The 15,981-nt window shown below is 47.0% G+C and carries 11 protein-coding genes; 3 read left to right on the forward strand and 8 right to left on the reverse strand.

Annotated elements, in window-relative coordinates:
• Positions 1-30: 30 nt before the first annotated feature.
• From DA100_RS19475 to DA100_RS19490, 4 genes are all read right to left on the reverse strand, one after another.
• Positions 31-219 (reverse strand): hypothetical protein, encoded by a 189-nt coding sequence (locus DA100_RS19475; RefSeq protein WP_006879632.1) that lies wholly within the window; start codon positions 217-219, stop codon positions 31-33.
• Between the two features lie 39 nt (positions 220-258).
• Positions 259-2,616, reverse strand: a complete 2,358-nt coding sequence (locus DA100_RS19480; protein WP_138973663.1) for a fatty acid cis/trans isomerase — start codon at positions 2,614-2,616, stop codon at positions 259-261.
• A 252-nt stretch (positions 2,617-2,868) separates the two neighbouring features.
• A complete protein-coding gene (locus DA100_RS19485) occupies positions 2,869-4,101 on the reverse strand; it encodes an OFA family MFS transporter (RefSeq protein ID WP_138973646.1) in 1,233 nt (410 codons plus the stop codon).
• 385 nt (positions 4,102-4,486) lie between these two features.
• Positions 4,487-5,947: a DUF3360 family protein gene (locus DA100_RS19490; protein ID WP_138973647.1), complete on the reverse strand. Its 1,461-nt coding sequence runs from the start codon at positions 5,945-5,947 to the stop codon at positions 4,487-4,489.
• A 363-nt stretch (positions 5,948-6,310) separates the two neighbouring features.
• On the opposite strand from DA100_RS19490, the gene DA100_RS19495 reads away from it, so the two are divergent.
• Positions 6,311-8,878 carry a DUF294 nucleotidyltransferase-like domain-containing protein gene (locus tag DA100_RS19495; protein WP_138973648.1) on the forward strand — a complete coding sequence of 856 codons (2,568 nt, stop codon included), beginning with the start codon at positions 6,311-6,313 and terminating at the stop codon, positions 8,876-8,878.
• 27 nt (positions 8,879-8,905) lie between these two features.
• Here DA100_RS19495 and DA100_RS19500 read toward each other — a convergent pair whose 3' ends face one another.
• Positions 8,906-10,564: an electron transfer flavoprotein-ubiquinone oxidoreductase gene (locus tag DA100_RS19500; protein WP_138973649.1), complete on the reverse strand. Its 1,659-nt coding sequence runs from the start codon at positions 10,562-10,564 to the stop codon at positions 8,906-8,908.
• A gap of 110 nt (positions 10,565-10,674) precedes the next feature.
• Here DA100_RS19500 and DA100_RS19505 point away from each other — a divergent pair, with 110 nt between their 5' ends.
• Both DA100_RS19505 and DA100_RS19510 read left to right on the forward strand, forming a co-directional pair.
• Positions 10,675-11,427, forward strand: a complete 753-nt coding sequence (locus tag DA100_RS19505) for an electron transfer flavoprotein subunit beta/FixA family protein (protein WP_138973650.1) — start codon at positions 10,675-10,677, stop codon at positions 11,425-11,427.
• A 10-nt stretch (positions 11,428-11,437) separates the two neighbouring features.
• A complete protein-coding gene (locus DA100_RS19510) occupies positions 11,438-12,400 on the forward strand; it encodes an FAD-binding protein (RefSeq protein WP_138973651.1) in 963 nt (320 codons plus the stop codon).
• A 56-nt stretch (positions 12,401-12,456) separates the two neighbouring features.
• Here DA100_RS19510 and DA100_RS19515 read toward each other — a convergent pair whose 3' ends face one another.
• The 3 genes from DA100_RS19515 to pdhA are packed head-to-tail and all read right to left on the reverse strand — an operon-like array spanning position 12,457 to position 15,669.
• A complete protein-coding gene (locus DA100_RS19515; RefSeq protein WP_138973652.1) occupies positions 12,457-13,593 on the reverse strand; it encodes a dihydrolipoamide acetyltransferase family protein in 1,137 nt (378 codons plus the stop codon).
• Positions 13,590-14,573, reverse strand: coding sequence for an alpha-ketoacid dehydrogenase subunit beta (locus DA100_RS19520; RefSeq protein WP_138973653.1), 984 nt, complete (start codon positions 14,571-14,573; stop codon positions 13,590-13,592). Before DA100_RS19520 ends, DA100_RS19515 begins: the two co-directional genes overlap by 4 nt.
• Positions 14,566-15,669, reverse strand: coding sequence for a pyruvate dehydrogenase (acetyl-transferring) E1 component subunit alpha (pdhA, locus tag DA100_RS19525; RefSeq protein WP_138973654.1), 1,104 nt, complete (start codon positions 15,667-15,669; stop codon positions 14,566-14,568). Before pdhA ends, DA100_RS19520 begins: the two co-directional genes overlap by 8 nt.
• Positions 15,670-15,981 lie beyond the last annotated feature (312 nt).

The raw sequence follows: 15,981 nt of genomic DNA on the forward strand, positions 1-15,981 counted from the left end.
GCCTCACGATTTGTGAGGCGTTTATCTCGTTTAGTACCAGTCATCTTCAGGAAAAAGCTTCCCTTCTGGAGCGTATGGATCGTCATCAAACGGATGTTCTGCCTTGTTTCTCAGGCTGTCCAATTGATGCTCAAGCATTTTGACGGTGTCGTAGTCTCCTTCGGAACAGGCGACATAAATCTGTTGCTCCAAGGCTCTGATGCTATCGTTAATACCCATAGTTACCTCCGTATGCGTTGTCTGCGCAGTTGAACGGTTCTACCTATTCTCAAATCTATTGTAGTCAAGAAGACCAAATTCGATAGGCTGATTTTCCTTATACCAAGCATGAACCCGGTCGCTAAAAGGCCAAAACTGGGTTGAGCTGCGTCGAATTGCGAACGTATCCAACAACTTAACATAGTCCTCTTCGGTGCGGATATTTTTCAACATTTGCACCAGTTGGGGGATTTGTTCTTCTTTAAAGGATAGATACGCAGCGGGATAGCTACCGATCACTCCACGCACCAAAGTTAAGTCATCATTTGCTGGATCACGATTGCTCTCTTCATCAAACAGACTGGAAATATTCGTATGCGCATTGTTATGGAGCAGAGTGAAGAGTTGTTCTTCTCCGTGATTGGATTCAATCATCATCATTACAATTTGCGGTATAACGAGTAACCCTGCTCCTTTGATGTCACTGATGCTTTTCAGTAGTGCTTCATTCTTAGCGCTAAAACCGGTTTGCTCTATATCGTAACGATTACTGAGCACAGGGGAGAGCTGAGTGCGAAGAATGTCATAAAGCTCGGCTTTGGGATCATCCGTGTGGTATGGAACCTGAGTTGGTTGATCGAACGGTTTAACATTACGCTGTAAGAAGTCACTAAGTTGGGTGCTTTGGTCTTGGTACCAGCTTGAGTGTTCTTGGTGACGCATCGCTTTTGGTAAGAGTGCGATAAAGTTACTTTCCCCTTCAAGGCGCAAGAAATCCATAAACATACGTGTCATCAATTGGTGGCCAAAGTTGCCATATACGTCAAACCCAGCGACCAACAGATAGTGAATACGTTCGAGCAGGGAATAATCCAGTATCCACGCTGTTTTTGGTGGTTCACCAACCATACCTTGAACCACGGATGCGCTATCAAAATGGCGGAATACTGTGAGTGCTGCATTAGGGTTAGTGCCGTTTCCCGTCCAGATAATGTCGGTAGTTAGGTATTTACCGCCTTCAAACCATTGGTTGATAAACTCAGATTTAGCCTCAAGGTAACGCGCTTGCTGACGTGAATAGGAGACCCAGTTGGTCACGGGCAAAGCATTACTTTCTAACTCTCCGGGCAGTTTTAAGTTGTCTGCTTGAGAGCGGTAAAATTCATTCACTTCCGGCAGATCGGCTTTGTCTGGGTCAAGGAAGAACACCCAAAATCTGTCATTGATAACGTTGAGCGCGAGTTGTCCACGACACACTGGCCCTTTAATAAAGGCATTGATGGTGTTTTGGGAATTATCGAGCATAAATTTAAAACGTGCTTTCACTGGCAGATCGATAAATGCGCTCATAGGGTTTGCAGCAACTTCTACATCGTAACTTGGTAGTTGAGTAACTTTGTAGTTGGCGTCGATGAACCACTCTTTCCAATCTCTCATCCGTTGTTCGTTCAAGGCGAATGGCATGTGGGTTTTATCAACGATGGTGCCTTGCTCAGGAATTAGGCGGTAATACACTCGTTGAACGCCAGGATCATCGTAAGGACGACGCGTAGCAATTCGTTGGACGGGCTGGCCCGGTGGTGTCGATGAGCGAACCAAGGTGAAGAAACGTGGTGTTTCTTCATTGAGGTCAGAAAAATAGAGATGCGACAAAAACAGGTGCTCATAGATGTAACGAGCAGTCAGCTGCACCTTACGTGGGCTCTTGTTGAGCAATGTCTCGTATTCATTCACTAATTGAGCTTGCTGGTCAGTCAGTGGTATCGATTTGTTCATGATCGCGCCATTTTGCAGCCAACTGGTTAACGTCGCGTACTCATGTGAACTGAGGTTTGGCATACCATAAGGCATGCCCCAAGTCGGATAGTCTGTTAGGTACTGATCGTATTCTTCAATGGTAGGGCAGACCTGACTGCGGTCGATTGCAAAGTCGAAACCCTCCAGTTGTTTTTGATCTGGCAGGGGATGTGCCTCTTTTTGAGCGAGCATGCGCGCAATTAAGCCCGCTTCTAGGTTTGCGGTCGGGTTTTGCACACGCTCATTAAGCACTGGATGAAAACCAAACTCTCGCCACTGCTGTGTCGTTTGCGCATCTTCGAAAAGACGATGAGGCGTTGCGGCGGTAAGGCGAGTACCTTGATAAATTAGTTCTTTACTTGAGCCCCTGTCGATACCATCAACTGAAGAGAGTTTCAGTTGGCAGGGTGCGTCATAACAGGCATGACAAACCACGCAGCGGTTATCAATGATCGGTTTGACTTCAGATAAGAAGAAATCACTTTCTACACTGTTTAAATCGCTACGACGCTCTTGAACACTCGCCTGTCCAAATAGGTCGTCATAATTAAGTCCGGCGTATGTCGCACAGCCCGCGAAGCTTAAAACAACAGCAAACATGAAAAATGTACGTAAATTCATCTGGATAATTGTGCTCATTCAATATTGGCTTAATTGCAGCAGAAGCCCATCAACTTAGCAAATAAAACATGGTTCAACATCGTCAATTAATTGAAACAATATCGATGTTAGCAGGCAACAGAGGAGACTTTGCGTTAAATAACGGTTACGTAGATAATAGTCGGGTGCGAGTTCAACAATCTCAGACATGATCAATACATACAAAAAAGGCTTAACCCTAAGGTTAAGCCTTTCTATCAGCAATTCAATCTATTAAGCGTGTTTTAGCTCAGCGATCTTCGCTTCTGAGAGTGGCTTAGTGATGAATGAAAGCACAATACAAACGGCCATCATTGCTGCTGAGATAGTGTAAGCTAGCGTGTAGCCTGTGCCGTTAGTCATAGAGAAACCAACGACTGCTGCACCGATTGCACCACCAATACCCCATGCTGTGTAAAGTACGCCATAGTTAGTGCCGTAGTTTTTCAGACCGTAGAACTCAGCGGTAAGCGTAGGGAATACAGCTAGCAGCGTACCGTAACCAATTGCCGCGATTGCCGTACCAATGATCAGTGTAAATTCTGTTTTGAACGTTGCGAACAGAACCATATTGATGCCTTGTAGTACGAAAGCAAGCAGCAGAGTACGTACGCCACCAATTTTGTCAGCCAGCATACCAGCAGCAACACGACCGCCAGAGTTAAATATCGCTAGGATAGAGGCAAGGTATACCGCATTTGGTAGGTTAGCCTGAACACTAGCAATCGTTGTAATGTTACCGATGATCATTAGGCCTACTGACGCAGCAAATGCATACATGATCCACAGTGAGTAAAACTGTGGTGTTTTCAGCATTGCTTTCCAAGTTAGGTCATCAGATTTCTTAACGGCTTTAGGTGCTTGACCTTGTTTTACTTTTGGTTCTGTTGGTGTGTAGCCCGCAGGTGGGTTGTTGATTGTTGCTGCAAGAGGTACTGCGATAGCAAGAATACCAACGCCCAAAACCATAAAGCTGGTTTGGATGCCCATGCTGTTAATGAGTGCAGAGGTTACTGGAGCAAGGTAAATTGCCGCTAGACCAAAACCTGCTGCAATGATGCCGTTAACCATACCTTTCTTCGACGCGTGGAACCACTTCATCGCAGAAGGAGACAGACAAGCATAACCAAAGCCGATACCAGCGCCAGTGATAACACCGAAAGTGATGTTTAGCATCAGTGGTGAGTCGACAAAGCCAGACGCGATCATACCTAGGCCTGTTAGCACAGTACCAAGGATTAGAATAAGACGTGGACCCATACGGTCTTGCAAGATGCCAGCAACAAGAAGACAGATAGAGAAAGTGATGGTTGCTGTCGCGTATGGTGCTGATGCTTCAGCCGCGGTCCAACCAGATTCAGTGACTAGTGCTTTGTTGAATACACTCCAAGCATACAGGATGCCAAGACAAAGGTTGATACAGAATCCCGCTAGCAGGATGCGCATAGCTTTATCAATCTTGCTCATTTTTCTTCTCAGTTGTCCTCACAATGAGGATCGGTTAACAGACGATTTGTTCAAATTAAGTTTGCGTTTATCAACACAAGGCATAATGGGCGCGAATTATAACCGAATGAAGTGTGATTGGAATCTCTTTTTCAACTTAATTTGAATATTTTTCAAAAGTGTTGAATTTTTGTTTCTGACGTGTGTGGATACTGAGTTAAATCGATGAGGCGTGGCTTGGATGGTTTGTTGAGTTATGGGTTTGAGGCGTTAGTGCTTAATCGTTGTGCAACACGGTACGATAAGCGCTCAAATTGAGGAACAAGAAGCAGTCGCGTGACGAGGAACTGATTGAGATTGCAGAAAAAGGCATAGACGGGCGCCCATCTATGCCTTATGACGATGATTAGTGGCCGATCAGCGCAGGAATCCCTGGTAACTGACCAACGAAAGCAAGAGAGCCGACACAGACGATGAAGGCGGCGCCAGGGATCAAGTACTTGTCTTTTGCCGATAGAGTCTTGGCACGTTCATGGTCACCAATCAGCCCCATGTTATCCAGCAGCATTGTGGTTGCCCAACCAAACACTGGGTTAACAAAGGCACAAGCGAAGATACAAATACCAGCACTTAATGAATCTTTATGTTTGTGGATCATCTGCATACCCGCTTCGAGAAGTGGTAGAAACACACCAACGATCAGAGCAACGCGCAACACGGGTTCCCACATCGCTAGATCCATCGGATAACCAATGATGGATGCGGCAATACACATTAAGCCGGTAAGTAGCGCCCCTCCAGGAATTGGACGCTTTGCAATGGCGGCTGGGATCATATATGTACCCCAAGAAGAGGCAAGGTTACCACCACCCAATAGAGCACCGACACCTTGACGGATAGATGCACCGACCATAGTGTCATCGACGTCCATCAGCACGCCTTTTGCTTCTTTCGGGTAGTTAAGCTCTTGGAATACACGGTGGCCAAGGTAGTCTGGTGACCACATTGCAACCGCTAAAAGTGCAAATGGTGTGACGGCAATAAAATGCTCTAAGTTCGGCCAACCCAATTGCCAACCCGTATTCTCACCCCACCAGTAGAATGGGCTGAAATGTGGTAATCCTGGTTCGGTAGTAAAAGCAAACTCAGCACCCATAACATAAGCGACGATGCCCGCTAAAGCAGAACAGAGTGGAATGGCCAGCCAACGTTTGTTGATTTTAGCGAGGTAGGCGTAGACCATCACCGTTACACCAATCACAGCAAATGAAATATAGCCTTGGTCAGTACTTGCGGCCCATGCTTCCGTTTTATTGATCTGACCGAGCAAGCCGACGGCACCAAGATAGATCAATAGCCCACCTCGGACACCGACACCGGTTAGCGTCATCAGCTTTGAACCGCCTTTGGTAAAGGCAAGAATCAAACCAAATGCACATACCATGAGACCGAGTGCGAGAGGGTGTCCTCCAGCCGCAGCAATAAGCGGAATGAGCGGTATCATTGGGCCATGAGTACCGGCTAAGTTAGCATTGGGGTTAAGAATGGCGGAAAAAAGGATAACAAACAGAGCGCCAGCGATGAGCAGTTCATAGCGTACGTTTTCCGCGACGAACTCAGGTGACAATCCAAACTGAGCGGCAAAAGCGGCAACCATAGCTGTAACCATTACCACTTTACCTATCGTCGCTGCGAGTGCAGGTACCCAGTCTTCTATCTCGATGCTGTAGTCGCGAGAAGGTAAATGGATACCCCAGCGACGAAAGCTCATGATAGTCAAATCATGGTTTAGAAATTCTTCTCGGCTTTCAAATTCCTGCGCCTTGCGACGCATATCCCTGTAAAAGGTTTTATTTGTGTTAGACATTCAGTCTTCCTTTGTTATGTTTCGAAGTTGAACCATGTCAATTAGAGTTCCGCTTTCACTTGGTATACTGACCTTCGATCAATACGAGACGACATCCCAGACGCTACCAAGCACCTTTATGTTTGATAAAGAGGGAAACATGGGGTTACTTCGCTAATGAAGACAAGTTAGCGAGTAAGCTAGCTTGTCAAAAATTCAATCAAACATGGCAGCCATACTAAGAAAGGGTTATGGGGCAAATATTGATTTGAGTTAATTAAGCGGGCGAAGTCATAAGCTGGGAAATTGGATGTTAGTAAAAATGCAACGCAGGCCGCACTTTTTAACAATTTATTAATATGAAATTGGGTTAATTGAAACCAAATGAAAATATCTGAACATGCTGACCGTACAGAGAAGCTGCACGGTGTCAGAGCCGAAGAGATTCATCGCTGGATTGATGGCTTCTTTGACTACAATGGCGAAGAGCACAGTGACACCATGGCGGATGGGGTAGAATTCGATCCCTATTCACATAGACGATTTCGTCACTGCAAAGAAGCGCTGACAGAGGCGATTACTGAGTTTGGCGACAGATATACCCTTCAACAGATTAAAAACGTGTTAGAAACGCATATTCGCGACGATTACCATGGCTATTTACCCACTCGCGCAGATTTTACCAACGACTCGTTTACCGCAAAATATCACGACACATGTCATGACCAAGATCTGTCGGAGGTATTGGACGAAACTGAGCTTGCCGACTACTTTGTTGGTTTGAGTACACATCAGAGCGAACATCAATCGACGCTGAGTAACTTTAGTCTAAGGATCGTTGTTCCTACCGTGGTTGCGATTACGCTGTTTGTCACGGCAATTATCTATGTCATTCTACCTTTGGTGGAAGAGTCGATGCTCAACCAAAAGCGCCAGATGCTAAAAGAGCTGACGTCAACCGCGGTGAGTATCGTCGACAGCTATGTTGACTTAGAGCAGCGTGGAATACTCAGCCTCGAGGAAGCGCAGAAAAAGGCGGCGATGGAAATTCGTGCGATGCGCTATGGGCCTGAAAATAAAGATTATTTCTTTATTACAGATATGCAACCCAACATGGTGATGCACCCCTATAGGAGTGACTTAACCAACCAAGACCTGACCAACTACTACGAAAGTGAAAACAGTACAGGTTTCCCCATTTTTGTCGAAATCGTCAAACTGGTCAAAGCGTCTCAGCAGGGTTATCTCGAATACCAATGGCAGTGGAAGGATGACGCGTCGATCACCGCGCCTAAGATGACCTACGTCGAAGGCGTTGAAGAGTGGCAGTGGATTATTGGCACTGGCGTCTATTTTCAAGACGTCGAGCAGGAGATAGATAAATTAGAGAGCACCTTATACCGAGTTTTTGTTGGCATTACGCTCGGATTGGTGGTGATTCTCTTGTACGTTATTGGTCAGTCAAAGGCGATTGAAAAGAAGAAAAAGCGTGCCGAAATTGCACTTCACGAAGCAAAAAACCGGTATAAAGCGCTGGTAGAGTCGTCAAATGAGGGCTACATCCTTGAGGCTGATGGCAAGATAATATTTTCTAATACTCGGTTGCACCAACTATTGGGTTATACCGATACGGAACTCAAATCACGCACTATTTGGCAAGAGCTGTTTTCCGACCATCCACAAAATCGTCGTGTGTTAAATCACTTGCTACAACTGTTCAATCATCACAGTGAGCCTGCCGAGTTCGATGCCCAAATCGTGACGAAGAGTGGCCGTACTATCGATATCATTTTGAGTACCTCACGCATCTTCCTATCAGAAAAACTTGGTCATGTTGTTTCGTTCCGCCCGATTGTGCGTAAAGTGTATGGGGCGAGTTTCGGCTCGGTAAACCCGAGTTGTGATTATCGTAAAACGAGCAACAGTATCATTACTGATATAGAGAGTAGTGACAGTCATAGCCATGTGGTTGAATCTTTGAACAGGCTAACAGACCTGATTCGTGAAATGATTGCCGCAGGCACACGCTCCGATCATTTGCGTAGCTTGATTGGTTGTACCTACGATGCCGCTATTTGTCGTTTTGTCGAACTGACAATTAAAGATATCGGGCCGCCGCCAGTGCCATTCTCGTTTGTTTCGTTTGGCAGCAATGCTCGTCACGATATGACACTGTTTTCGGATCAGGACAATGCCATCGTGTTTGAGACACCAGACGATGAGGATCTGAAAGCGATACGACGTTATTTCCTCCATTTAGGTGAAAGTGTTTGCGCGATGCTCAATCAGGCAGGATATAGCTACTGCGATGGATTGATCATGGCATCAAATCATCAGTGGTGTCTGAGTAAGAGAGAGTGGCAGGACAACTTTACCCGTTGGGTGGAGCAAGCCTCCCCAGAAACCATTTTAGAGTTGAACGTCTTTTTCGATATTCGGGCCACGTATGGTGACGCATCATTAGTCGATGATATTCAGTCACATATTCAACAGCTGTTGGTCTTACATCCGGAGTTTTTACCCATCTATGCGCAAAACTGCCTCTCGCATAAAGTGCCTTTGCCTGCCTACAATGATGATCCAGAGAGCAAGCAGGGATGTATGTCGATCAATCTCAAAGAGTGTCTAAGACCGATGGAGATCTTCTGTCGACTCTACGCTTTGAAGCACGACATCAGAGAGTGCAATACACGTATTAGATTACAAGGCTTGCTCAATGCGCAGGAGATTGATTCAAAAACCTATCGAGAAATGGTCTACATCTTCGACCATATTTGGCACCTACGTTTTATGAACCAGATCGTTGAATACAGTGATTTGCGCAGAGTAAACGATGTACTGGCTGTTAACGATCTTACGCCGCTGGAGGTACAAAACCTAACCAATGTCCTCAATCGAATCGGCATCTTCCACGATAAAGTGACAATGGACTTTGCCATCCACGAACGTTAGTCAACACACGGAAGTGAGGGAATCGATTCACATCTCTGTGTAGTTTGGACCACCACTTTCGGGCGGAACCCACGTAATGTTTTGCGATGGGTCCTTTATGTCGCAGGTTTTGCAGTGAACGCAGTTGGCTGCGTTGATTTGTAGTCTTCTCTGGCCTTCAACATTGACGATTTCGTAGACCCCCGCAGGGCAATAGCGTTGACTCGGTTCATCGAACAAGGTCATATGATGGGTTATTGGAATGTGTTGATCCGACAGCAGTAGATGGCAAGGCTGATCTTCTTCATGAATGGTTGCAGAGAGATACACAGAAGAGGGCTTATCAAAGCTTAACTGACCGTCGGGTTTATCGTAATGAATAGGATGACAACGAGAGCGTTCGTATAAGGTGACATAGTCAGCTTGTGGGTCGCCAATATCCCAACTCAGTGCTGTGCCCGTTAGACGTTGCCAGATGTTTTGCTCAAACAGCGTCAGTGCGCCACCAAATAATGTTCCATAACGATGAATGGCACCAGAGAAGTTACGGTTCTGGTTCAACTCCTCATACAACCAGGACTCAGTAAACCGTTGTGCGTAATTTGCTTCTTGCTGCTGCTGTTCTATCGCTTCAAACACGGCTTCAGCGGCAAGTAAGCCTGATTTCATGGCGGTATGACATCCTTTGATTTTGGCAGCGTTAAGGGTGCCTGCTTCACAGCCAATCAGTAGCCCACCGCAGAACTGTTGTTTGGGCAAAGAGAGTAACCCACCTTTGGCAATGGCTCTTGCACCATAGGCAATGCGCTCCGCTCCTTGCAAGAACTGAGCAAACTGAGGATGGTGTTTGATGCGTTGAAATTCATCAAATGGACTTAGAAAGGGGTTGGTATAGTTGAGGTCAGTGATAAGACCGACGGCGACTAAATGATCCTCGAGATGATAGAGAAAGCCGCCACCGCTTGAATCTGACTCGCTCAATGGCCATCCAGTCGAGTGAATTACCTTGCCCGCACTAAAACGAGAGTCATCGGCCTTTAGACGCCACAGCTCTTTGATACCGAGCGCGTAGTGTTGTGGCTGACTCACTCTATCAAGCTTAAAGTGGCTAATCAGTTCTTTTCCTAAGCTGCCTCTCGCGCCTTCGGCAAAGATGGTCTGTTTGGCGTTAAGTTGAATCCCCGCTTGAAAAGTGCTTTTTTGCTCTCGCTGTTTGTTGAGTCCCATATCTGACGTGATAATGCCAGTTACATTCCCTTGTTCGTCGTAGCAAACTTCTCTCGCAGGAAAGCCCGGAAAAATCTCAACCCCAAGCTTCTCTGCTTGAGTCGCTAGCCAGCGGCAAAGCTTGCTTAGGCTAATCACATAGTTGTTGTGGTCATTGCGCAAAGAAAGTGGGGTCAACCAATGTGGTACTGAGATATGGTTTGCCTTGCTGGTACAGTAGATAAATTGATCCGAGGAGACGCGAGTTGTCACAGGCGCACCTTGTACCTGCCAGTCTGGGAAGAGTTCGTCGAGCGCTCTGGTCTCGAATACCGCACCAGAAAGTATATGTGCTCCGACTTCAGCGCCTTTTTCTACCACACAAATTGACAGCGTTTGTTGATGTTGCAAGGCTAATTGCGCCAGCCTACAGGCGGCAGAAAGTCCCGCGGGGCCAGCGCCGACAATCACGACATCAAAGTCCATACTCTCTCTTTCCATCTTGCATAACCTTCACGGCGATTCAACATCATGCAATAAATATAGTTACAGTTGACGTAAACGTAAACTTTACTAAGCTCAATTTATCACTTTGCTTTTCGGAGATTGCGATGAAAGTTCTGGTAGCGATTAAACGCGTAATTGACCCGTACACGAAGGTACGTATCAAAGCTGACGGATCGGGTGTAGAAACCGACAACGTTAAAATGGCAATGAATCCTTTCTGCGAGATCGCCGTTGAAGAAGCGATTCGAATGAAAGAAGTGGATAAGGTAAGTGAAGTGATAGTCACCTCTATCGGTACTGATGATTGCCAAGAGCAGCTGCGCAGTGCGCTCGCATTAGGCGCGGATAGAGCGATACATGTCAGCAGTGAGACGATGCTTCAGCCACTCGCGGTAGCAAGAATTCTCAAACGGCTTGCAGAAAAAGAGCAGACCCCGCTGGTTATTGTTGGCAAGCAGTCTATTGATACTGACAACAACCAAGTGGCGCAAATGTTAGCCGGTCTTATGGCGTGTCCTCAGGCGACGTTCGCATCCAAAATCGATCTTGTTCATGATGAGCTGACGGTCATTCGTGAAGTGGATGGTGGACTGGAAACGCTTAAGTTAACCCTGCCTGCCGTCATAAGTACCGACTTAAGACTCAACGAGCCACGTTATGCATCGCTACCCAATATCATGAAGGCGAAGCGTAAACCATTAGAGATCGTCAACGTTGAAAGTTTGAATGTTGACTGTTCGCCGACTCAGACTGTGCTGGAGGTTTTTGCTCCTCCTAAGCGTGAAGCCGGAATCATGGTTGCGACCGTCGCCGATTTGGTCGACAAACTTAGAAATGAAGCCAAAGTGATTGAATAAGGAGTGTGTGATGAGCGAAGCCAATATATTAGTTATCGCAGAGCATGATCATAATGCGCTCTCGGCGGCGACATTATCTGTGCTGACTGCTGCGATGCAATTAAAAGGATTTTCTTCCGGTGCAAAAATCAGCGTATTGGTGGCGGGGAACCCTTGTGATGAGATTTGCAATCAACTCAGTGGTTGTGAAGGAATCGACGAGTTGCTAGTGGCAGATAGCCCAGTGTATCAATCTCAGCTAAGTGAAAATCTCGCACAATTGGTGATGAGTCGTGCCTCTGAATATGGCTATTTGCTCTGTTCGTCGTCGAGCTTTGGCAAAGACATAATGCCTCGGATCGCGGCTCTGCTCGGGGTTGGAATGATGTCTGACGTGGTTGCTATTGAAAGTGGCGATACGATAGTGCGCCCGATATACGCAGGTAATGCGTTAGCGCGAGTACAAAGCCATGATGATCTAAAAGTCATGACGGTGAGAAGCACTGCGTTTGAAAAAATATCCCTTCAGGGGGCAAACACGGTCGAAATTGTGCATCTAGACCTAACGATAGATTGTCAGGGAACAGAGCTTATCAGCCGAGACAACATTCAAAGTGAACGCCCCGAATTATCCAATGCGGATGTGGTGGTTTCTGGTGGGCGTGGTGTCGGCAGCAAGGAAAATTTTGCCATGGTAGAAGCTTTGGCTGATAAGCTCGGTGGGGCGATAGGAGCCTCACGAGCGGCTGTTGATGCGGGCTTTGTTATTAACGATTTACAGGTCGGTCAGACGGGCAAAATTGTCGCACCGCGTCTCTATATCGCAGTGGGCATTTCGGGGGCGATACAGCATTTAGCAGGCATGAAAGACTCCAAGGTGATTGTTGCGATTAACAGCGACCCTGATGCGCCTATTTTCGAAATTTCGGACTATGGGCTGGTGGGGGATTTGTTTACTCTATTACCGGAACTGATAGAAAAGATAGACGCTTAATTCGAATGCTTAACCAAAAAAACGCCGAATCGAAAGATTCGGCGTTAGTTAATGGTTTAACTTTGCAAATGCTCAACCAGTTTCTTGGTGAATCTTGCTGCTTCGCCGCCTGTACATGCACGGTGGTCAAAAGTAATCGATAGCGGCATGACTTTAACCGCAACTGGAACGCCATCTTTTATCACCACTCGTTCGATGATACGCCCAGCACCAACAATCGCGACCTGAGGTGGTGAGACAACGGGCGTGGCGAAAATGCCAGCAATGGCACCAAAATTAGAGAGGGTGATGGTTGCATGCTGTAAACTGTCTCGGCCAATTTTACGTTCTCTAATTCCTTGGACGGTTTCGTTTAACCATGTTCGGATGTCGTTATCGTCATAACTCTCAGCGTGTTTCAACACGGGGACGTAGAGCCCGTGACTGCTGTCAACGGCAATACCGATATTGACTCGGCTATGGACACAGCGGGTCATGGTTTCTGCGTCGAACCACGCATTCAGAGCCGGTTCTTCCTGACAGGCATAGACAACGGCACGAATCAATCGCCCTGATATATCCTCCGCTGCTGTCCAATTTGCCAGAGACGCTTCTTCGGTAATCGTCACTGCCGCGACACTGTGATGCGACTCAGACATGGTTGACACCATGGTTCTACGTGCACCTTTTAACACTTCAGTGCCAGGACTCTGCTTACGCGCTTCGGCATAAATGTCATTATCGGTGATTATTCCATTCGGCCCGGTACCGCTGACGGTGTTTAAGTCTACGCCGAGCTTTTTAGCCAGCAGGCGTGTTGAAGGTAGCGCCGTAACCAGTCCGTCTGTGGAAGGGCTGTGAGTGCTGCCGATCCAAAAATCGTCAACGTCTACATGGTGTGTAGTTTGCGATACATTACCAACCACAGTGGCCGCGTCTTGTTGCTTCTGTTTTGACGCAACGGTGCCAACTAACTCAGGTTGCTCTTCAATTTCGAGCAACAGTGCACCGATGTTTATCACATCACCCGCTTCACCATGGCGACTGACCACAACGCCTGAGTAGGGGGCCGGTACTTCCACCACCGCCTTTGCTGTTTCAACGGTAAGCACCACTTGATCTAGCTCGACCGAATCGCCAACATTAATGTGCCATTCGACAATTTCGGATTCTGCTAGACCTTCGCCAAGATCTGGTAATAAAAACGTTTTCATTTCCAACCCTCCACAAGCTCACGTGCAGCTAAGACGATGTCTTGCTCATGAATCATAAAATAGTCTTCGTTACGGTAGTAAGGCATTATGGTATCGAATCCCGTGACACGTTTAGGTGGTGCTTTTAGTAGACACATCGCTTTTTCCGCGGTGCGAGCAAGAATCTCCGCCCCAACGCCACACGTTTTGCTGGCCTCATGCACAACGAGCAATCGGCCAGTTTTTTCTAACGATGATAGTATGGTATCCATATCAATAGGTTTGATGGAGGCGAGATCAATGACTTCCGCTTCAATTCCTTGCGAGGATAAGGTTTGTGCCGCTTGCAATGACTCAACAACGCAAGCGCCCCATGTCACTAAAGTAATGTCTCTGCCTCTACGCAGAGTAAAGCAAGTATCTAGGGGAAGCGCTTCTCCATTATCAATCACATCAGATTTGACAATACGATAGATGCGTTTTGGCTCGAAAAACATAACGGGATCGTTGCTTCTAATCGCCGCTAATAGCAATCCATATGCGCGTTGTGGGGAAGACGGGATGACAACTTTAAACCCAGCAGTGTGAGCAAACAGGGCTTCAACACTTTCAGAGTGATGTTCCGGAGCGTGAATACCACCGCCAAACGGTGCCCTAAATACGGCGGGACAGGTTAGGCGACCACGTGTTCGATTTCTCATGCGAGCCGCGTGACACATAAGGTGCTCCAACGCAGGAAAGACAAACCCTTGGAACTGGAATTCTGCAACGGGCCGCAAGCCCTGACTCGCCATGCCAACTGCGACACCTCCAATAAGCGCTTCAGCAAGCGGGGAATCAATCACACGACGAAGACCGAATTTTTCTTTTAAGCCAACGGTGGCACGGAATACACCACCGTTATCGCCGACGTCTTCGCCCAGAACCACGACGCTAGAGTCGTGACTCATTTCATAGTGCAGTGCAAGGTTAACCGCTTCGACTAGGGTGAGTTCAGCCATGTTTACCTCCTTGCATGCGCATTGCTTTATTTATTAGCTCATCGCGTTGTTGATTCAGTTCGACGGGGGCTTGCTCATAAAGAAAATCAAACGCAGTTTCAGGCGCTTGAGGTGGCAGAGATAGGTAATGTTCGACTGCTAATTCGACTTGCTGTTTGCACGAGACGAGCCACTCCTGTTCAAGGTTATCGTTCCATGCGCCATGGCTAGTCAGATAGGTCTTGAGACGTTTAACAGGTTCATATAGCCAGGCTTGGTTCAGTTCGTCACCGCTCCGGTAACGCGTCGCATCATCGGCGGTGGTATGATCACTAAGTCGGTAACTGACGGCTTCGATTAGTGTCGCTCCCTTACCTTTGCGAGCGCGATCTAACGCCGCTAGAACCGTGTCATGCACAGCAACAACATCGTTCCCATCGACGGTAATTCCACGGATCCCAGCTCCTTGCGCTTTATCAGAGAGAAAATCAGCGGCACATTGCAGCGCACGGGGTACCGATATCGCCCATTGATTATTGTTCACGACGAACACAAGTGGCAGGTTCCAAGCACCAGCGCAATTGATGCTTTCAAGAAAATCACCTTTCGAAGTCGCGCCATCGCCACAGGTGACGAGGGCTGCGTGGTGTTGATTGTCTATTTTCAGCGCTGCCGCAACACCAACAGCATGGGTGCACTGAGTCGCAATAGGTACGCAGAAAGGTAAGTCATGGCATGGTTCTGGGGTATCACTTTGGGGCGCAACATGAAAGTCACTGCCTCGTTCATCGCCTCCCCAATATTGAAGGTTCTTTTCCATCGCGATGCCTCGTGCCCACATTGCGGGCATATCGCGATAATAGGGAATAAAGACATCTCTTGGATGCATCGCATGGCCAATTGCCACACCATAAGCCTCAGAACCCAGATGGGAAGGGTAAGTCCCCAGTTTCCCCGTCCGTTGAAGCGCCACCGCTTTATTGTCATAAGTTCGGGTGAGCAGCATATCTTTATAAAAATCGGTTAGGGTCGCTAAGTCTGCCCATGCGGGAAGTTGGTTGACCGCGTTACCTTCGTGATCGATGAAGCGTAACATGGGTAGTGTCTGAACATTCATTACTATCTCCTTTATGTTACTCATTAGTGGATCGCACTTGGAGCAACGGTGTCTGACTCAGTGACCATGTTTCGGCACATCAAAGCCCAGATAGATACTTAAGTTTCATACATCTCTAAGTTAGTGACTAAAACAACCTGCTGATGAATTCACCACCTGCGTATTTTTCACCTGTAAACAAAGATGAAAACAGCGATCAATTTCAATCATTACACTTTAAGGTAAGTGTAACAAAGATGTTAAAAGTTGCGTGTTGAGAATGATTATTGTGTAGTAAAGCTGGGCTTACACTTGCGTGAGTTGTGGCGAAAA

The sequence above is a fragment of the Vibrio sp. Hep-1b-8 genome (genome assembly GCF_006124995.1).
Taxonomy (GTDB): Bacteria; Pseudomonadota; Gammaproteobacteria; order Enterobacterales; family Vibrionaceae; genus Vibrio.